15 protein-coding genes are annotated in these 18,926 nt (G+C 54.4%); 12 read left to right on the top strand and 3 right to left on the bottom strand.

Features of this window, described 5'->3' with window-relative positions; translation table 11 throughout:
• The first annotated feature begins 45 nt into the window (after positions 1 to 45).
• Complete coding sequence (locus ABID47_RS16985; RefSeq protein ID WP_354498411.1) at positions 46 to 2,415, top strand: glycoside hydrolase family 2 TIM barrel-domain containing protein; 2,370 nt, start codon at positions 46 to 48, stop codon at positions 2,413 to 2,415.
• A 259-nt stretch (positions 2,416 to 2,674) separates the two neighbouring features.
• On the top strand, positions 2,675 to 3,496 hold the full coding sequence (locus ABID47_RS16990; protein ID WP_251675361.1) for an isocitrate lyase/PEP mutase family protein: 822 nt from the start codon (positions 2,675 to 2,677) through the stop codon (positions 3,494 to 3,496).
• Here ABID47_RS16990 and pdxR read toward each other — a convergent pair.
• Complete coding sequence (gene pdxR, locus ABID47_RS16995) at positions 3,493 to 4,908, bottom strand: MocR-like pyridoxine biosynthesis transcription factor PdxR (protein ID WP_354498414.1); 1,416 nt, start codon at positions 4,906 to 4,908, stop codon at positions 3,493 to 3,495. The two genes, ABID47_RS16990 and pdxR, sit on opposite strands and share 4 nt — an antisense overlap.
• A gap of 123 nt (positions 4,909 to 5,031) precedes the next feature.
• Between pdxR and ABID47_RS17000 the strand changes: the two genes are divergently transcribed.
• Positions 5,032 to 5,997, top strand: a complete 966-nt coding sequence (locus ABID47_RS17000; protein ID WP_354498416.1) for a DMT family transporter — start codon at positions 5,032 to 5,034, stop codon at positions 5,995 to 5,997.
• Here ABID47_RS17000 and ABID47_RS17005 read toward each other — a convergent pair.
• The gene (locus ABID47_RS17005) at positions 5,978 to 6,121 is read right to left on the bottom strand and encodes a hypothetical protein (protein ID WP_163873822.1); all 144 of its coding nucleotides are present in this window, start codon (positions 6,119 to 6,121) and stop codon (positions 5,978 to 5,980) included. The two genes, ABID47_RS17000 and ABID47_RS17005, sit on opposite strands and share 20 nt — an antisense overlap.
• Positions 6,122 to 6,394: 273 nt before the next feature.
• Here ABID47_RS17005 and ABID47_RS17010 point away from each other — a divergent pair, with 273 nt between their 5' ends.
• The 9 genes from ABID47_RS17010 (at position 6,395) to ABID47_RS17050 (ending at position 18,427) form a co-directional block, all read left to right on the top strand.
• Positions 6,395 to 8,002 carry a gamma-glutamyltransferase family protein gene (locus tag ABID47_RS17010; protein WP_354498418.1) on the top strand — a complete coding sequence of 536 codons (1,608 nt, stop codon included), beginning with the start codon at positions 6,395 to 6,397 and terminating at the stop codon, positions 8,000 to 8,002.
• Between the two features lie 209 nt (positions 8,003 to 8,211).
• Positions 8,212 to 9,072, top strand: coding sequence for an AraC family transcriptional regulator (locus tag ABID47_RS17015; RefSeq protein ID WP_354498420.1), 861 nt, complete (start codon positions 8,212 to 8,214; stop codon positions 9,070 to 9,072).
• Positions 9,069 to 9,992, top strand: a complete 924-nt coding sequence (locus ABID47_RS17020) for a DMT family transporter (protein ID WP_354498422.1) — start codon at positions 9,069 to 9,071, stop codon at positions 9,990 to 9,992. Before ABID47_RS17015 ends, ABID47_RS17020 begins: the two co-directional genes overlap by 4 nt.
• Before the next feature lie 101 nt (positions 9,993 to 10,093).
• The gene (locus ABID47_RS17025) at positions 10,094 to 11,131 is read left to right on the top strand and encodes an iron-hydroxamate ABC transporter substrate-binding protein (protein WP_354498424.1); all 1,038 of its coding nucleotides are present in this window, start codon (positions 10,094 to 10,096) and stop codon (positions 11,129 to 11,131) included.
• Positions 11,132 to 11,308: 177 nt separating this feature from the next.
• Positions 11,309 to 13,597 (top strand): 5-methyltetrahydropteroyltriglutamate--homocysteine S-methyltransferase, encoded by a 2,289-nt coding sequence (metE, locus tag ABID47_RS17030; RefSeq protein ID WP_354498426.1) that lies wholly within the window; start codon positions 11,309 to 11,311, stop codon positions 13,595 to 13,597.
• A gap of 163 nt (positions 13,598 to 13,760) precedes the next feature.
• Positions 13,761 to 14,045, top strand: coding sequence for a DUF4183 domain-containing protein (locus ABID47_RS17035; protein WP_076166384.1), 285 nt, complete (start codon positions 13,761 to 13,763; stop codon positions 14,043 to 14,045).
• Positions 14,046 to 14,172: 127 nt separating this feature from the next.
• Entirely contained in the window at positions 14,173 to 14,730 is a 558-nt protein-coding gene (locus tag ABID47_RS17040) for a GNAT family N-acetyltransferase (protein WP_354498429.1), read from the top strand.
• A gap of 262 nt (positions 14,731 to 14,992) precedes the next feature.
• Positions 14,993 to 16,945 carry a translation factor GTPase family protein gene (locus ABID47_RS17045; RefSeq protein WP_354498431.1) on the top strand — a complete coding sequence of 651 codons (1,953 nt, stop codon included), beginning with the start codon at positions 14,993 to 14,995 and terminating at the stop codon, positions 16,943 to 16,945.
• Positions 16,946 to 17,122: 177 nt separating this feature from the next.
• Positions 17,123 to 18,427, top strand: coding sequence for a discoidin domain-containing protein (locus tag ABID47_RS17050; RefSeq protein ID WP_354498433.1), 1,305 nt, complete (start codon positions 17,123 to 17,125; stop codon positions 18,425 to 18,427).
• 67 nt (positions 18,428 to 18,494) lie between these two features.
• Here the strand turns inward: ABID47_RS17050 and ABID47_RS17055 are convergent, their stop codons facing one another.
• The gene (locus ABID47_RS17055) at positions 18,495 to 18,695 is read right to left on the bottom strand and encodes a hypothetical protein (protein WP_258875176.1); all 201 of its coding nucleotides are present in this window, start codon (positions 18,693 to 18,695) and stop codon (positions 18,495 to 18,497) included.
• Positions 18,696 to 18,926: the final 231 nt, after the last annotated feature.

Raw genomic sequence — 18,926 nt, forward strand, 5'->3', positions numbered from 1 at the left:
CATTCAACGATCATATTCCTAACGAGTAGAGCAGGAGGTTGGCTCATGGCAGAACTGACAATGGAAGCGGGAACCCGAAGCAGGAAGATGAGCTCATTCAATTCGGGCTGGTTGTTCGCCCTGGGAAATTACGCAGGCGCCCAACAGCCGGATTTTAAAGATCAGGAGTGGCGGAAGCTGCAGGTTCCGCATGACTGGAGCATCGAGCAGCAGGTGGATCCCGCCATGGCATTCGGCGGCATGCAGGCTTACTTGCCGCGATGGAACGTGGGATGGTACAGAAAGCACTTCCATATCAAGTCGTCATCCGACAAGGAGCGCCTCTATATTCAGTTTGATGGGGTTCATCATAACAGCGAGGTTTGGATCAACGGTCATTTCGCCGGAAAACGGCCATACGGGTATGTCAGCTTTCAGTACGACCTGACGCCTTACATCAAGTGGGATCAAGACAATGTGATCGCGGTCAAGGTGGACAATACGCCGATGCCATCCGACCGGTGGTATTCGGGCTCGGGTATTTACCGCAACGTATGGATGATTCGGACGGATGAGCTGCATGTTGCAGCGTGGGGAACTTTCATAACAACACCGGAGATCCACCCGGATAAAGCAACGGTCCACGCGCAAATCCGGGTAAACCATCATGGCGAAGAGCCTGCGGATTGTACGGTTATTACCGAATTCGTGGACAGCCGGGGGGTGGTTTTGGGGAAATGTGAGTCTCCTGTGACCGTATCTGCTTCTGAAGAGGTTACGGTCAATCAGGAAACGGTGATCCCCTCTCCGCATTTGTGGTCGCCGGAGCAGCCGGACTTGTATTATGCCCGGACAACGATTGTTCGGGACGGAGCCGAAACTGATGAATATATTACGCCGTTTGGTATCCGGGAAGTCGTGCTGGACCCGAACCGGGGCCTCATTCTCAACGGGGTGCCTTTGAAGCTGAAGGGCGTGTGCATCCACCACGATCTGGGCTGCCTGGGTGCAGCCTACAATAATCAGGCCATGAAGCGCAGGCTGGAGAGGCTGAAGGAAATGGGCTGCAATGCGATTCGCTTTGCCCATAACCCGATGGCCCCGGAGCTGCTTGATCTATGCGACCGCATGGGCTTTCTGGTCATTGATGAAGCGTTCGACAAGTGGAAATCGCTGTATTATGAGCACCTGTATGATGATTGGTGGGAAAAGGATCTGGAGGCGATGCTGATCCGGGACCGGAACCATCCGAGCATTTTTCTGTGGAGCGTCGGCAATGAGGTCGAAAATCAAGGGCAGCCATCCATGCTGGTTATGCTGAAGCAGCTTACCGACTACTGCCGCAAGCTGGATCCGACTCGCCCTGTCACCTGCGCGCTCGAACCGCATAATGTGCCGATCAGCCTGCGAGAAGGCCCGATTGAAGACAAGGTCCTGCATACGAAAAAGATGGCGGAGCTGGTCGATATTCTGGGGCTTAATTATCAGGAGCAGTGGTATGAGCATTACCGGGAAGCTATGCCGGATACGCTGATCGTCGGCACCGAGACGTTCCCCTACTACCGGGGGGAAGGCAACCGCGTGAAAGGCTACCTTCCGGTCAATCCTTGGTTTGATGTCGAGAAGTATGACTATGTGATTGGGCAATTCGTTTGGGCAGGGATTGATTATCTGGGAGAGGCTTCATACCCGTACAAAGGCTGGGCATCTGGACTGATCGATACCTGCGGCTTCCGCAAACCGATCTCTTATTTGCAGCAAAGCTTCTGGTCGGAAGAGCCGATGGTTCATATCGCCGTGTTCGATCCGGCACAAGAAGATGCGGGCGCGCAGTGGACGCTGCATTGGAAATCGCCGGGGCTCGCGAGCCACTGGACCTTTCCCGAGCAGGCGGGCAGATTGATGAGGCTTGTTACGTTCACCAATTGTGAGAGCGTGGAGCTGTTCATCAACAACGAATCGTATGGCGTGCGGAAGCTGACGGATTACCCGAACCGCCTCATGGAATGGCATGTGCCATACCATGCCGGCACCATTCGTGCGGTCGGCCGTAACGGCGATGCGATCGTATCCGAGTATGAGATGAAAACGGCAGGAGCGCCGCATCGGATCGTACTGGACACCGACCGCTCCCTGCTGAGGGCGGACGCCCGTGATATCGCGCATATCGAAGTCAGCGTCGTGGATGAGCAGGGGATCGTCGTCCCGAATTCGGACTTCGAGTTAAGCTTCGACGTTCAAGATAAAGGCGAGATCATTGGCGTAGATAACGGCGATTTGCGCGACCACGAGCCTTATAAGAGCAGCCGCAGGAAAACGCGCGGAGGCCGGTGCCTCCTAGTCGTTCATTCGGGACTGGAGACCGGCGAAGTGGTGATCACCGCAGCTGGGGACGGTTTGGCAGTGGGTGAACTGCGGATTAAGGTGGAAGAATGAAATGAATGCAGGTTTCATGATGAACTTGTTTGCAAAATATCGAATCTTTTAATGTACTCGTTGTTAAAGCCTGCACCGCAGGCTTTTTTTCTGTTCACGGAATGTTTCCTGTGTCTTCGAAGGGGCGATTCGGTCGCCGCCACCATTCTAGATAAACATTAGGTGCTGCATTCCATACTTCGATGAACACCGAATAAAAAGGAAGTTATAATGCAAACAACGCGCGACTACAAGACAACATCGACAGGAGGAGCGAAAAATGGACTGGACGGAACAAAAATGTAAAGCAATCGATTTCAAAGAGCTTCATACACAGACCTTCCTTCTGCCCAACGCTTGGGATGCGGCAAGCGCCAAGGTCTTCGAGCAGTGCGGATTCAAGGCCGTAGGCACGACCAGCGCAGGCATTGCCGCCGCCCATGGTTACACGGACCGGAGCATGCCGTTTGACACGATGTTAGCCGCGGTCCGGGAGATCGTTCAGGCCGTGAGCATCCCGGTTACCATAGATATGGAAGACGGGTATGGATCGACGCCGGAAGAAGTCGCTAATTCGGTCAGACAAGTGATCGAATCAGGCGCAGTAGGGATCAACCTGGAAGACAGCAAGATGAATCCCCGAGACGGGCTGTATGATATCTCTGACCAGCAGAAAAAAATAGCCGCCATCCGACAGTCCATCAACCGGTTGGGCATCCCGGTGTTTATGAACGCCCGGACGGATTCTTATTGGATTCGAAAGGGAACGCCGGCGGACATGCTGGAGGAAACGCTTAAACGAACTAAGGCTTACAGGGAAGCGGGGGCCGACGGCGTCTTTGTGCCCGGCGTTACAGATATTGCTGCGATCCGCATCCTTCGGAAAGAAATCGGTGGTCCGGTCAACCTGCTGGCCGGCGCCGGTATGCCGTCCCTTCATGAGCTGCAGTCGATGGGGATTGAACGGATCAGCACCGGATCCGGCCCTTTCCGCGCCGTGATATCGATGCTCCACCGGATCGGAAGCGACCTGCTGGAACACGGCTCGTTTGAGCGAATGACATCAAATGTCCTCACGTATGATGATTTATTGCAGCTCTAACGATGAAGGGCATGTTCCTTAAAATACTCCGCTGCAAACTGCTGAAGATATTGAACGCTATAGCGGATTTCACCGGGTTCCAGATGACCGTAGCCAAGCAGCAGCTTGTCGGTGTGCCTTCCTTTCCGGATGCAGTGATGCTCCACGGGGACCGTGCGTATCCCGCTCCGGCGTGCATGATCCCGAAACGAATCATCGAAGGCCATGCCGGTAAACTCAACGGCCAAATGCAGCCCTGCCGCATCGCCCCATGGACGCCATTGCTCTTCAAAACAGTCCGTCAGCGCATCGAGGAGAGCCTGGCGCCGTTCTCTGTACAGCTTCTTCATCCTTGCGATATGCCGGTCGAATTTGCGGGTACGCAAAAACTCGGCCAGCGCCGCTTGTTCAAATGGCGGATTTTGCACGTCCGTATAGGTGCGCAGCCTTCTCCAGCGGCTTTGCAGCTCGCGGGGAACAAGAACATACCCGATCCGGAGCGCAGGAAACAGAACTTTGCTGAACGTGCCGATATAAATGACCCGGTCCGGGGCCATCGCATACAGTGGTGCTGCCGGTTCCCCGTAATATCTGTATTCGCTGTCATAGTCGTCCTCAATGACATAGCTTCCGCAGCGGCGCGCAAAGCGGATCAGCTCGGCTCGCCTGGTTGCAGGCAAAATACCCCCAAGAGGAAATTGATGCGATGGTGTAACGTATATCGGCCCGTGGTGATCCAAGGATAAGGCATCGGTCTGAATCCCATGGGCATCGACGGGAACCGGCGTCACCGTGTATCCTTTTTGAATAAAAGTCTGGATCATCTCAATATTACAGGGATCCTCGGCCAACATTTCCGGATGGTCCGTATGGAGCAGGTCGGCAACCAAGTGAAGCGCCTGCGTGGCGCCTGCGGTAATATAAATATCACCGGCGTCAACCGTCAGTCCTTTGCTGCGCAATAGCCAGGCGGCAATCTCTTCGCGCAGCTGTACCAGGCCTTGAGGGCCGCCATATCCCAGAAGCTCCACCGGCATTTCGTCCAAGGCCTTCTGGAATACCCGCTGCCAAGCGTAACGCGGAAACTGGCGCAGATCCGGCTGGCCTGTTTTGAAGTCCGCCCGAAAGGAAGGAACAGGGATCGCTTCTTGATGCTGCTGAAATGCGGTCTGCTTCGCTTGATCCAGAATTAACCCTCCAACAACCCGGGTAGGCGCCCCCTGCCGGCTTTCTGCGTACCCTTCGGCGATCAGCATGTCATACGCTTCATTCACGGTATTCCGTGACACGGCCAGCGTCTGGGCCAATTCACGGGTCGAAGGGAGGGGCGAGCCCTCCTTCAGAATCCCGTTTATCATTTGATCCCTCAGCCTCTGATAAATCTGACGTTTCAATGAAATGTCCAAGCTCCGGTCCAACTCGATTCCCCACATGGCATCCTCCAACTGGTTGGTATTAATTCGGGATGAACTGGTCCTTTTCCGTACCAGTTTGTTCCACTATGATTGTAACAGCCTTTTGGAAACGAAACTACTGAACCGGGGATGATGCTGAAAATGGATCGAATCAAAGGATATGTGTATCTGCTATGCGCATTTGGGCTTGCCGGCACCTCTGTCGTGGCGGCTTCGTTTGTAAACGGTAAGCTTGGAACGTTTACGATTACTTCCATGGGCCTTTTGTTCTCGCTGGTTTGTCTACTGCCGTTCTGTATGGAGCAGCTGCTGAGAACGATCCGGGCCCTGTCTGCCAGGCAGTGGCTGCTGCTGTTCTGCCAGGCAGTGTTCGGCGTCCTGCTGTTCCGCATGTTTTTGCTTTACGGTCTCACCCGTACAAGCTCGGTGGAGACTGGTATATTAACCGGCGCCACTCCCGCAATTACGGTATTGTTGGCCGTGCTGTTCCTGCGCGAAAAGATGAAAGCCGCCCATTTTTTAGGCGTCGCCGGCACGGTTTGCGGCATATTGCTGATCCAGGGCGTGTTTATGCCGGAAAGCCGTTTCAGCAATGAACATATGGTTGGAAACATTCTGGTTCTGGGTGCCGCCGGCTGCGAGTCGCTGTTCAACGTTCTGTCCCGCGCAGCAGCAGTCCAAAGCAGCGGGAAACACGAAGCTATACATCCTGTCGTGCAGACGACGCTCGTCTCCGCGATGGCATGGCTGATCAGCCTGGCCCCCTGTTTGGCGGAGCAGCCTTTAGCGGCTCTCTCCGGAATGGGATGGCAAGGTTGGCTGGCTCTTGTCTGGTATGGTCCTGTGGTGACCGCCTTGGCGTTTATTTGCTGGTATGCCGGCATCCGGCGCTGCAGAGCTTCGACCGCGGCCGCCTTTTCGGGTATGATGCCGTTCACTTCCCTGACGCTATCCGTGTGGCTGCTGCACGAACAGGCCGGATGGCCGCAGTGGGCAGGGGGCTTGCTTGTCATTGCCGGCATGGTTCTGATCGGCATGGATTGGGAATCCAAGCTTGTAAGGCAGACCCAAATGCCTGCAGGTTTACCTAAAAAAAGCGGGACATAAATTCATCAATGGCCGTCGTGTCTTCATAACTGCCGATAATGACGAACAGCAGGAATGGAACGGCGATGACCGCGATCAGCAAGCCTTTGCCGAAATAGAGGAGAAATCTGGTCAGCATATTCATTTTCGATCACTCCTTCAAAATTTTGAATGCGCAGGGATGAAAAAAGACCCTGATCAGAATCGCTTCTGATTAGAGTCGGAGCCGCTGCGGTCTATCCATCCGCAAGGTTCTGGTTCATTCTTCTGGTTCAGTATATGACTGAAAATAGGGAGTAAGAACAGCAGTCCCGCCGCCAGAATCCTGCACGTGGCATATGAAAAGATGATTGACAGTTTAAAACCCGGATGATATGTTTACCGGCAAAACCGAAGAAATCAGGAGGCTGAAGCATTCATGTCCTTTGATCCTCTATATCATCCGTATCCTTCCTACAGGCTGCCGGTTTACGCGAATAAAGGCATGGTGGCCACTTCGCAGGCGCTTGCCTCAGCGGCAGGCTTGGACATTCTGAAACGCGGGGGCAACGCCATCGATGCGGCGATCGCTACCGCAGCAGCGCTGACGGTAGTGGAGCCGTGCTCGAACGGAATCGGCGGTGACGCCTTTGCCCTCGTGTGGACGAAAGGCCAGCTGCACGGGCTGAACAGCAGCGGCCCGGCTCCGGCCTCGATCTCGATCGAGGCGGTGAAAGCGCTGGGGCATCACGAGATGCCGCGCTACGGCGCGATTCCGGTGACCGTGCCGGGCACGCCGGCCGCCTGGGCGGAGCTATCGCGCAAGTTCGGCCGGCTGCCGTTAGCCGAGTCGCTGGAGCCGGCCATCCGCTATGCGGAGGATGGCTACCCGGTATCGCCAACGGCCGCCGCCAACTGGCACGCCGCCTTCCGGCGCTACAGCACGCTCGAAGGCGAGGAATTTGCGCCGTGGCTGAGCGTGTTTGCGCCGGGGGGCAGGCCGCCTGCGGCCGGCGAGATGTGGCGCTCGCCCGACCATGCGCGGACGCTCCGCCTGATCGGATCGACGGAAGCGGAAGCGTTCTACCGCGGGGAGCTGGCCGAGCGGATCGCCGGATTTATTTCCCGATCCGGCGGTTTTTTGAGCGAAGAAGATCTGGCTGCCTTCAGGCCGGAGTGGGTGAAGCCGATGTCGGTTCCGTACCGCGGCTACGACATTTGGGAGATCCCTCCGAACGGGCAAGGCTTGATCGCCTTGATTGCGCTCAATATTTTAAAGGGATTTCCGGCGGCATCCCAGGAATCGGCCGATTCATATCACCGTCAGATCGAGGCGATGAAGCTGGCGTTTGCAGACGGTGCCCGTTACATAACAGATGCTGCGCATATGTCCGTCGATCCTCATGAATTATTGACGGAAGAATACGGAGAGCTGCGAAGAGGGCTGATCGGCGGCGAAGCGATGGTTCCGGCGGCAGGCGAGCCGCGCGCAAGCGGAACGGTGTACTTGGCGGCGGCAGATGGTGAAGGCAACATGGTTTCTTTTATTCAGAGCAACTATACCGGCTTCGGATCAGGGATCGTCGTTCCCGGTACGGGGATCGCCCTGCAAAACCGCGGGCTGGAATTTTCGCTGGAGGAGGATCATGCCAACCGCCTGGTGCCGGGAAAAAGGACGTACCATACCATCATCCCGGGTTTTATCACCAAAGGAGAACAGCCGGTGGGGCCTTTTGGCGTGATGGGCGGGTATATGCAGCCACAGGGACATGTTCAGGTGGCGATGAACCTGATTGATTACGGCCTTCATCCGCAGGCCGCGCTCGATGCCCCGAGATGGCAGTGGGTAAAGGGCAAGACGGTGACGGTCGAGCCTCACTTTCCGATGCATATGGTCAGACGGCTCCAGCGTATGGGACATGACGTTCAGGTTGCGCACGACTTCGGCTCGTTTGGGCGGGGGCAGGTCATCTGGAGAGATCCGGATACCGGTGTGCTGTGCGGAGGAACCGACCCCCGGACCGACGGGGGCGTTGCCGTCTGGTAAGAGCATTTCAGCATTTAGTTCGGCCGACCTCAGACCATATAGAAAGGGATACGAAGCTCGCCAATCTGGATGTTGGCGGGCTTTTTCCGTTGGATACACATGATTAGCCATGGCGTTCACGGCTTGGCAGTACCTAGAGCAATATCATACAATCCTTACGGGTGAGCCATCGGTTACCCTTACAGAGAAACAAAGAAGGAGGTGACGGCATGCCGGACGAAATTCGAACCGTTTATTATGACGCCAGCCTGCAGGTCGAGGCATACCGATTTGTGGGTGTCAAACAGAAATTTCCCCCTCATTTTCACGACTATTACGTGATCGGATTTATAGAAGGCGGGCAGCGCTATTTGGAATGCCGGCAGCGGGAATATATTATCAATCCTGGCGATATCATCATTTTCAATCCGCGTGATGTTCATGCCTGCGAGCAAGTGGACGGCCGTGCCCTGGATTACCGCTGCATAAATATCCAGTCTCAGCGGATGATGGAAATCGCACAGGAAATTACGGGCCGAAGCTATTTGCCGGCGTTTGCGCAAACCGTTCTGTACCAGAGCGACCTTGCTCCTTCGCTGAGAGAACTTCATGCCATGATCTGCGAGGGAGAGTCTGATTTTATCAAGGAAGAACAGTTCTTTTTGCTAATGGGACAGCTGATTCATGAATATACGGATGTCTCGGCCTACGAGGCTTATGAGGGGAGAGCGGGCTTTCAGGACGTGTGTGATTACATGGAGACGAACTTCGCAGGGGCCATTTCACTGGATGACTTAAGCGCTTTGGCAGGGCTCAGCAAGTACCACTTTTTGCGCTCGTTTACCCGGGAAAGGGGCATATCCCCATACAGCTACCTGGAGACGGTGCGGATCGGACACGCCAAGAAACTGCTGGAACAGGGAACGCCTCCGGCTGATACGGCACTGCTGACCGGGTTCAGTGATCAAAGCCATTTCAGCAACTTTTTCAAGCGGTTTATCGGTCTAACGCCGCGCCAGTATATGCGTATTTTTTCGAATGAAAGACAGATGGAGCCTGTCCTGCCAACTAAGGGGGACCAAGGCATATGAAGCTGTCTGAAAGCCGGAACGCTGGCCATATGACCGCCTTCTTAACGATTCTGATTTGGGGGACGACGTTCATATCGACCAAAGTGCTTCTGGACGATTTTGAACCCTTCGACATTTTGCTGCTGCGTTTCGCAATCGGATATGTGGCACTGCTCGCCGTTCATCCCCGAATGGTTCCATTCCGGCGGATCCGGGAAGAGCTGCTGTTTGCGGGGGCGGGCCTTTGCGGGGTAACCTTGTATTTTTTGCTGGAAAATGTGGCGTTAACCTATACGCTTGCTTCCAACGTCGGCATCATCGTTTCGGTCGCCCCTTTTGTGACAGCGGTAACGTCCAGGCTTTTCTTAAAAGAAGGGAGGCTGGATGGGCTGTTTTTCGTTGGCTTCGCGGTGGCCATGAGCGGAGTGGTCCTGCTCACGCTGCAAGGAAGCACTGTGCTGAAGCTGAATCCGATCGGGGACTCCCTGGCAGCACTGGCATGCGTGTTTTGGGGAATCTATTCGATCCTCACGCGCAAAATAAGCCGGCTGGGGTATCACACCATTGCTTGTACGCGGCGGATCTTTTTCTATGGGCTTCTGTTTATGCTTCCGGTCTTGCTCACTAAGGGTCTCCCCGGTAACCTCGAGCGTTTGTCTGACGGCGCCAATGTAGCCAATCTGCTGTTTCTTGGGCTGGGCGCATCGGCGGTATGCTTTGTCACCTGGAACTGGAGCGTTGGTGTACTTGGGCCCGTGCAGACCAGTGTATATATTTATCTCGTGCCGGTCATCACCGTTGCATCGGCGGCCTTGATCCTCCACGAGGAGATCACAGCAGCTGCGGTCTGGGGCGCGTTGTTAACCGTCGCCGGACTGGTTCTTTCCGAACGAAGGGGGATACAAACGAGAGGCAGATTGGACAAAGGAGCATCGAACTAGTCACTGTAAAACAGATTCCTTAAAAAATGAATTGCCACCTCCGAAGTGTCATGCTATATTGATAATGATTATCAATATCAAATACATAGGGGTGGGTTCATTTGTTTAAATTTATAAAACCATACACACTGATGGTCTGTGTGTTAGGAATAGCCCTGCTGCTGGCGGCATGCGGCGGGAACGGATCCAATGCAGGGTCGGGGACGTCGGGAAGCGGAGGAGAGGCCGCTGGAGCTGCTTCAGCAGGATCATCGTCTGACACGTCTTCATCCCAAGCCGGGGGGGATGAGTCCTCCGGAACGGGTAAAACGGTTACGTTCCATGCGGGCAACGGCGATGTTCAGGTACCCGAGCATCCGCAGCGGATCGTCGATTTGACGAATTTCTATACAGGGTACTTTCTCGCGCTAGGCGTCAAGCCGGTCGGCGTGTTGGAAGGAGCCATGGAGAATCCGTATTTCGAGGGCATGCTGGACGGCGTCGAAAGCGTCGGCAGCGAGCCATCGCCCGAGAAAATTTTGTCGCTGAAACCGGATCTGATCATCACCTATACCGGGACGGACGGAATCGATCAGCTGGAGCAGATTGCACCGGTTGTTGCCATCGAATATGGTAAAAAGAATTACAAGGATCAGATGATCGACTTCGGAAAACTGACCGGTAAAGAAGCAGAAGCGAAGGCTTGGGTCGAGCAGTGGGAAAACAAGATTAATGAACTGAAGCCCAAGATTCAGGAAGCGGTAGGCAGCAAAACGGTGTCCATCCTGAACCCTTATGCCAAAGGGCTGTACGTGTTTGGACATAACTTCGGCCGCGGCGGAGAAATCATATATGACGAATTCGGCTTGAAGGCGCCGCCGGAAGCACAGAAGGAAGCGATTGACAGCGGGACCGGCTGGGCCACGATCTCTATGGAGAAGCTCCCGGAATTTGCCGGAGATATCATTTTCACATGTCCGTGGTCAGGAGACACAAGCGACCCGAACATCGTCTATGACAACCCGGTATGGAAAAGCTTGCCCGCGGTTAAAGCAGGTCATGTATTTCAGCTGAATCCGAAGGCGGACACGTACAACGACCCGGTATCTTTGGAAGCTCAGCTGAAGTTCATATCGGACAGTCTGCTGTCCGTTAAATAAAGTATGGATAAAGCTCTGCAGCTGCGGGTAAACAAGCCGCCTGTGGAGCTTATTTTTGTTAGAACAAGAGCGGTCGTTATAGCTTGCGGCTATAACTAGATATAGTTATTTCCAGTTATACGGCAGAAGACGTCACGTGTTATCTTTTTGGTAACAATTTGCAAAGGGGTAACGAAGATGGCATACAGCAGCAGTTTGGGATATCCGCGCATCGGCGCAAACCGGGAATGGAAGAAGGCGCTGGAGGCGTTTTGGTCCGGTAAAATCGAAGAATTGGAGCTGCACACGCAGCTGCAGGACATTCGTTTGAATCATCTGAGCAAACAGCGGGACAAAGGAATCGATCTGATCCCGGTCAACGATTTCAGCTATTATGATCATGTGTTGGATACGGCAGCTATGTTCGGGATTATTCCGGATCGTTTTGAATACAAAGGCGGGCCCGTTTCCGTATCCGTCTACTTCGCGATGGCGAGAGGAAACAAAGACGCCACTGCCTGCGAAATGACCAAATGGTTCAATACGAACTACCATTACATCGTGCCGGAACTGGGCGGCATCACGCCGGTCCTTACCGAGAACAAACCACTTGCGGCTTACCGTGAAGCCAAGGACAAGCTTGGCATCGAAGGAAAACCGGTGATCGTCGGACCGCTCACTTTCCTGAAGCTGTCCAAAGGGTATGCCGCATCGGAAACGGACGCCTGGCTTGATCGGCTGCTGCCGCTGTACGCTCAGGTTCTGAAGGAGCTGGAGCAGGAAGGCGTCAACTGGGTGCAGGTGGATGAGCCGATCCTCGTAACGAAACTAAGCGATGCAGACATTGGCCGACTGCAGAAGATTTACCAAACACTCAAAGCTGCGGCGCCAGGCGTCAAAATCATGCTGCAGACCTATTTTGAAGCAGTCGAACGTTATCAAGAGGTTACACAGCTGCCAGTCGACGGAATCGGACTGGATCTGGTCCACGGAGGAGCAGGGAACCGGCAATCCATCCGTGACTTCGGGTTTCCGCAGGATAAAGTGCTTGGAGCGGGTGTCATCGATGGACGCGGCATTTGGAAAGCATCCCTGCGCGAAAAGCTCGATCTGCTGAACGAGATCGCGGCGACCGTGCCGTCTGAACGGCTGGTGATCCAGTCCTCCTGCAGCCTGCTGCATGTACCGGTCACGGTTCAGGCAGAAGCGAAGCTTCAGCCCGAACTTCTGGGTGCATTGGCTTTCGCCGATGAGAAGCTGGAAGAAATCGTGCTACTAAGCAAGGCCGTTCAATCCGGAGCATCGGTAATCTCTGCTGAGCTGGAAAAGAGTGAAGCGGCGGTAACCGCGCTCAAGCGTTCCGGCGAACGCAACCGCACCGATATCCAGCAGGCGGTGGCCGCTGTCAGCGCGGAGCCTGCGCAGCGTGGGGTTGCTTTTGCGAAGCGCCTCGACATCCAGCAGGAACGGTGGCAGCTGCCTATTCTGCCAACGACAACCATCGGCAGCTTCCCGCAGTCAGCGGAGGTGCGCAAGGCACGCCAGCTGTGGCGCAAAGGCGAATGGAACGCCGAGCAGTACATGAATTTTATACAGGAACAAATCGACCTCTGGATTCAGCTGCAGGAGGAAATCGGACTTGATGTACTCGTTCACGGCGAATTTGAACGGACGGACATGGTCGAATTTTTCGGGGAAAAGCTGGCGGGGTTTGCCTTTACGCAGAACGGCTGGGTTCAATCCTACGGTTCCCGCTGCGTCAAACCGCCGATTATTTTCGGCGACGTCGCTTGGGAGAACCCGATGACGGTCAAGGAGACCGCGTATGCCCAATCCAAGACGAAGCTGCCGGTCAAGGGCATGCTTACCGGGCCGATCACCATAATGAACTGGTCATTCGTCCGCGATGACATCAGCCGCGAGCAAATCGCCTACCAATTGGCTTATGCATTGCGGCAAGAGGTCGAGGCGCTGGAGAGTGCGGGGATTGGCATGATCCAGGTGGATGAGCCGGCCGTCCGTGAAGGGCTCCCGCTGAAGGAAAAGGACCAGAAAGGCTATCTCGAATGGGCGGTGAAGGCGTTCCGGCTGACTACGTGCACGGTGCAGAATTCAACGCAAATCCATACCCATATGTGCTATTGCGAATTCCATGACATGATCGATTCGATCATTGCCATGGACGCGGACGTCATCTCCATTGAAACCTCGCGGAGCCACGGGGAGCTGATTCAGAGCTTCGAAGAGAATACTTACCCGCTGGGTATCGGCCTCGGCGTTTATGACATTCACAGTCCCCGCGTTCCGGACGTAGAGGAGATGACCCGGATGATCGACCGGGCTCTGCGGGTGCTGGATCCGAAACTCTTCTGGATCAATCCGGACTGCGGACTCAAAACCCGGGGAATCGGAGAGACCGTAGCCTCGCTCCGGAACATGGTTGAAGCTACGCGCCTTGCCCGCGAGAAATACGCTTTGCAGGTGTAAATTGATATAACCCAAATTGCGTTAATCGCTTGTGTTACTGCGAAGACAATAGGCGCGGTAAAGCTGGCTATGAAACTACCGCTGTTTTCATACATTTTTCTAGACTTGCCCTCACTTCTCTGATCCTATCGCATCTATTGATAGAGAAGGGAGGTGAGCAAGGATGCCTATTGTAACACCATACCAGAACAGCCTGCGGTATACGTCCACGATCGGTTCGGGGACCGGAACAGGAGCTGCGTTCACCGTGGCCGCCACGGCATTTACGAATGATGCAGGCACGGCGGCCACAGCTTTTCCTGGAGCGTATAAATATTACAATCTTTTTATCAACGGAATGCTCCAGACGGCGGACACGTCCTCGGTCACGACGACCGCCATCACCATTCCAGGAGGTGATGCACTGGACGGAGGAACTCCTCTCGTCGTTCAGTTCGTCGTCTCCTAAAGATTATCGCGGTATAAGCGCAGTGCAATGAATCGTCCGGATCCTTCCGGGCGGTTTTTTGCATCCATCCGGTATCCCCTTTCATGATATATTAATAGAATACTGAAGCAGATTCGGGGGTTGGCATATGGGAAAATTGGAGATCAGAAGACCAAAGGCAGCGGATGTCGAGGCAATACATACGTTTTTTAGCCTGGTGATCACGGATACGTTTGAGAAGGAAGGCATAGCCGACCTGCACGATGATATCGAGCATGAAATCGCCTCTAAGCAGGATTACCTCAGACAGGATTTGGAATCGCAAGGCCGCCAGCGTTATTTTCTCATCGCATGGATGGAAGGCAAGATCGCAGGAACGATCGAGTATGGGCCTTCCAGCTCCCTGATCGATGAATCCACCGGCCATGCGCTGAGAGATGTGATCGAAGTCGGGACCGTTCTAGTGCACCCTGAGCTTCACGGCCAAGGTATCGGCAGCACGCTCTGGAGCACCATACTGCTCACTCTGCAGGCAAGAGGCATCTCACAATTCTGCCTGGACAGCGGGTATCGTGACGCCCAGCGGATCTGGACCCGGAAATTTGGCGAGGCGGACTATGTGCTGAACAACCATTGGGGAGAGGGGCAGCATCATATGATCTGGTCCCGAAAAGTCGAGGATGTATCCATCTCGTTCAAAATATAATATCGCTGAATCGCTGCAAGTTTGTTGGGATCGCCCTATCAAGCCGGTTACCGGCCTGATGGGAGCGGTCTTTTTTTGGCGCTATTTAAAAAGCGTGGCCGGATATTTTTTAGCTATAAGCATTTTATACCCGTTCCGGATGTCCGGAACAGGGATACAATAAGTTTACAAATTATACAGGAGGCGGTACGCATGCGGCAACGCTATATCGACACGAAACCGAAAGGATCCAATCTAATGAAACCTGTGAGGTTAGAGCGATATGAACGATACGATAAACATTGGAGTTTTGGCCCATGTTGACGCCGGCAAAACGACTTTGACGGAGCAAATTCTGTATCAGGCAGGGGTAATCGAGGAGGCGGGATCGGTCGACCAAGGCAGTACGATCACCGACTCGTTGGACATGGAACGGAGAAGGGGGATCACCATCAAAGCGGCAGCCGTGTCGTTTATGCTGGGCGATCTGAAGGTGAATGTCATCGATACGCCGGGGCATGCGGACTTCATCTCCGAAGTCGAACATTCCCTTGGCGTTCTGGACGGCGTGATTCTGGTCGTATCCGCGGTTGAGGGAGTGCAGGCACAGACACGGGTGCTGATGCAGACACTCAAGGAACATGGGATCCCGGTCATTTTCTTTATCAATAAAATCGATCGGCTTGGGGCGGATTTCATTCGGGTGCGGGACTTAATCCGCAAGCTGCTGGATGAACGCATATGTGAGGTGTCAGTTGCCCAGCAAGAGGGAACCGAGTCTGTTCAAGTGGTTCCGGCGGATCCCGGAGGTTCCGGCTGGATCGAAGTGCTGACTTTGGGCAGCGAAGCGCTGATGGAGGATTTCGCAAATAATGAGGTTATAACGGAAGAACGGCTGAGGCAGGAGCTGAGCAGACAAAGCCGGCAGGGACTTGCGTTTCCGCTGTTTGCCGGATCGGCAGCGAGAGGCTTGGGGGTTCGGGAGCTGCTCTCCGGGTTGGACCGTTATTTTCCTGTCCAACGATCGCAGACGCTGTCCGCTCTGCCGTTGTCAGGACTGGTCTTCAAAGTGGTTGTCCAGGCGGGCGGGGAGCGGCTCGTTTTTGTCCGATTGTTTGGCGGACAGCTGCAGGCCCGGGCTGATGTGACGGTCATCGCGCAGGATGGCCTGTCGGAACGGATAAAAATCAAACAGCTGTACGGGCTGAAGGATGGCGAAAGGAAACCGGTTCAGCACGTCGATGCCGGGGATATCGCGATTTTTGGCAGCGAGCAGTTGAAGGTAGGGGACGTGATCGGCTGCGTGTCGGAGAGCATGAAGGTATTCCGTTTTCAGAAGCCTCCGATTCAAGTGACGGTATCCGCGGTCCGGCCGGAAGACGGTCACCCGCTTCATCAGGCGCTGAGCGAACTGACCGTGGAAGACCCGTTTCTGCAGTATGTATACGACTCTCATACCCACGAAAATATCATCCATGTCTTCGGCAAGGTGCAGCAGGAAGTGCTGCTCGAAACGCTGAGGGAGAGGTATGCGATTGAGGCTGCTTTCTCGGCACCGCAAGTGATCTGCATCGAAAAGCCGGTATCTTCCGGGGAGGCGTCGGAAAGCATGGGCGAGCCGGACAACCCGTTCTGGGCGACGGTCGGCTTCCGCGTTGAGCCGGGGCCTGTAGATTCCGGTCTGGTATACCGCCTGGAGGTTGAACTGGGATCGCTTCCGCTGTCGTTTCAAAAGGCGATCCGGGAAACCGTAACGGAGGTCCTCCAGGAGGGGCTGTACGGGTGGGGTGTTACCGATATCACGGTTACCCTGACCCACAGCGGTTACAGCAGTCCCGTATCCACGGCAAAGGATTTCCGCCTGCTGACACCGCTTGTTCTGATGAAAGCGCTGGAAAGAGCGGGGACCCAGGTGTACGAACCGGTCAGCGAACTGCAGATCAGTCTTCCCGAATCGAGCATCAGCAAAGTGCTGTTTCGGATCACGGCGCTGGACGGGACGTTTGAAGAACCGAAGTTCGATCACGGCAGCGTGTATGTCACGGGAACGATTCCGGTGCGAAATGCCGACATCTTAAAAACCGAGCTGCACGGGCTCACTGGGGGAGAAGGTGTGATGTCAGTAAAGCCGGGCGGATACATCGCCGCTGCATCACCGATCCCCGTCAATCAACGGAGGCAGCTGAATCCGCTCCAGCGCGGTGAATACATGCTGCATATCAACAAAATAAAATAAACGGTACATCCACAATCCGAGGTTCCGGGCGAACGTCGGATTGTTGGCATGACCGCAAGCCGTCATGCAAGATCTGATTCTGAACGCCGAATATGACACATATCGTTAGATGGCACAACGTTTCATCTGCTGCAGATTAGCCGAAACCATCCATTTTGTGTAGAGAGGTGAACTGGTTTGAAAGGAAAAGCATTCAAAGCGCTCATGAGCTGCCTTCTGTTCCTTGGACTGCTGCCTTGGAGCGCATCGGCAGAGACGGTACCCGAATCCGTGATTTATGGCGGCGGTCCGTTCTATGCAGGGGGAACCGATACGATGAACACGCTGAAAGCTTCCGGGTTCACGACGGTCATGCTGTGGACTATCCATGTCAACAGCAACGGGGATCTGGTGTATAACGATCAGCCGGTGGTTTCTAACGGCACCTATATCGGTAAAGCGTCATGGCCTGCCGAGCTGGCTTCGCTCAAGCAGGCGCCCACCTCGGTGAAGCGCCTTGAGATCAGCGTCGGTTCATGGGGCGTGAGCGATTTCCAGAACATCAAAAATCTCGTGGCCTCTCAAGGGACGGGAACCGGAAGCATTTTGTACAAAAACTTTGCTGCGCTCAAGTCGGCGCTTGGGGTCGATGCGGTGAGCTTTGACAACGAGGACTTATACGACGTAAATTCGGCGGTCGCCTTTGGCAAGATGCTGTCCGGGATGGGCTTAAAGATCACGCTGTGTCCTTATACCAACTTCAGCTATTGGCAGAGCGTCAAATCCCAACTGGGATCCAGCGTGGACCGTGTGTATTTGCAGGTATACGACGGAGGAGCGGGGAATGATCCGGCTGCTTGGAGCAGCCAGCTCGGGATGACGGTAATGCCTGGATTGGACAGCAAAACGTCCAGCGGCGGCAACACCCCGGCTCAAGTCAACAGCCGGATGAGCGCGTGGAAGTCGTCGGCGGGCATCCAGGGAGGTTTTATCTGGTATTATGACGCCATTTTGAACAATCCGGGCGGAGGGTCGGCGGCGGACTACGCGGCGGCAATCAACAGTGCGCTGGGCACGCCCGCTAACGGATCGCTGACGAAGGGCGGCACGGTATCCGCCAGCGCAATGGGAAGCCCATCCGGCGAAGAGAAGGAGAAGGCGTTTGACGGGAGCAGCTCAACGAAATGGCTTATTTTCACGAATGCGGGCTGGATCCAGTATCAATTCGGCGGCGGAGCATCCCATATCGCCACTTCCTACTCGGTAACGTCAGCTAATGATTTTCCAGCCAGGGATCCGAAGAATTGGTCGCTTCAGGGATCGAATAACGGCACGAGCTGGACGACGCTGGATACCCGTACAGGCCAAACTTTTGCAAGCCGTTTTCTGACGAAAACGTATACCTTTAGCAACACGACCGCTTATTCGTATTACCGTCTCAACGTGACGGCGAACAATGGAGGTGCAGAGCTTCAAATCGCCGAGATTGGCCTGTATCCATAAACCGCTAACTTCGAATGAGCCGTTCAACACCGTCAGCTCTCGTTTAGAGGCTGGCGGTGCTTTGCCGTCAATCGCGTTTGATTTTGCCGAGCTCATCCGTTAACCTGTCCAGCTTACGATTTAATGCTTCCAGCTTCTTATCGTAATGGCGGTAGGTGAAATAACCGAGAACCGCTTTGAACAGAAAAAAGACGACCGCGGCGATGACGATCAAAAAGTAATTGTGGGCGAGCTGCCTGAGCCAGCTGTTAATCGCATGCATATCCATGGGCCAGCTTCCTTTGTCCTTGTAATGAGTATATATCAGCTTTTTCCATATCGGAGCTATTATATCCGCTTATCATCGAGCGTTTAGAAAATAAGCGGCTGACAGAAGTAATAGCTTGAGTTTCAAAAGTGCCGCTTTTCTGTGAAATCATGACAGGACGGCCGTCAAGTTGTCGTTATATTGCATTGTTCGGATGCGCTTTCATTTCTATAATGGGGATGACATAAAATA

Origin of the sequence: Paenibacillus favisporus (assembly GCF_040545415.1) — a bacterium.
GTDB lineage: Bacteria > Bacillota > Bacilli > Paenibacillales > Paenibacillaceae > Paenibacillus_AQ > Paenibacillus_AQ favisporus.

Coding starts and splice junctions, on each gene's coding strand:
- ABID47_RS17045 (WP_354498431.1), top strand. CDS start 14,993: ATGAACGATACGATAAACATTGGAGTTTTGGCCCATGTTGACGCCGGC.
- metE (WP_354498426.1), top strand. CDS start 11,309: ATGGCATACAGCAGCAGTTTGGGATATCCGCGCATCGGCGCAAACCGG.
- ABID47_RS17000 (WP_354498416.1), top strand. CDS start 5,032: ATGGATCGAATCAAAGGATATGTGTATCTGCTATGCGCATTTGGGCTT.
- ABID47_RS17010 (WP_354498418.1), top strand. CDS start 6,395: ATGTCCTTTGATCCTCTATATCATCCGTATCCTTCCTACAGGCTGCCG.
- ABID47_RS16990 (WP_251675361.1), top strand. CDS start 2,675: ATGGACTGGACGGAACAAAAATGTAAAGCAATCGATTTCAAAGAGCTT.
- ABID47_RS17015 (WP_354498420.1), top strand. CDS start 8,212: ATGCCGGACGAAATTCGAACCGTTTATTATGACGCCAGCCTGCAGGTC.
- pdxR (WP_354498414.1), bottom strand. CDS start 4,908: ATGTGGGGAATCGAGTTGGACCGGAGCTTGGACATTTCATTGAAACGT.
- ABID47_RS17005 (WP_163873822.1), bottom strand. CDS start 6,121: ATGAATATGCTGACCAGATTTCTCCTCTATTTCGGCAAAGGCTTGCTG.
- ABID47_RS17020 (WP_354498422.1), top strand. CDS start 9,069: ATGAAGCTGTCTGAAAGCCGGAACGCTGGCCATATGACCGCCTTCTTA.
- ABID47_RS17040 (WP_354498429.1), top strand. CDS start 14,173: ATGGGAAAATTGGAGATCAGAAGACCAAAGGCAGCGGATGTCGAGGCA.
- ABID47_RS16985 (WP_354498411.1), top strand. CDS start 46: ATGGCAGAACTGACAATGGAAGCGGGAACCCGAAGCAGGAAGATGAGC.
- ABID47_RS17055 (WP_258875176.1), bottom strand. CDS start 18,695: ATGGATATGCATGCGATTAACAGCTGGCTCAGGCAGCTCGCCCACAAT.
- ABID47_RS17035 (WP_076166384.1), top strand. CDS start 13,761: ATGCCTATTGTAACACCATACCAGAACAGCCTGCGGTATACGTCCACG.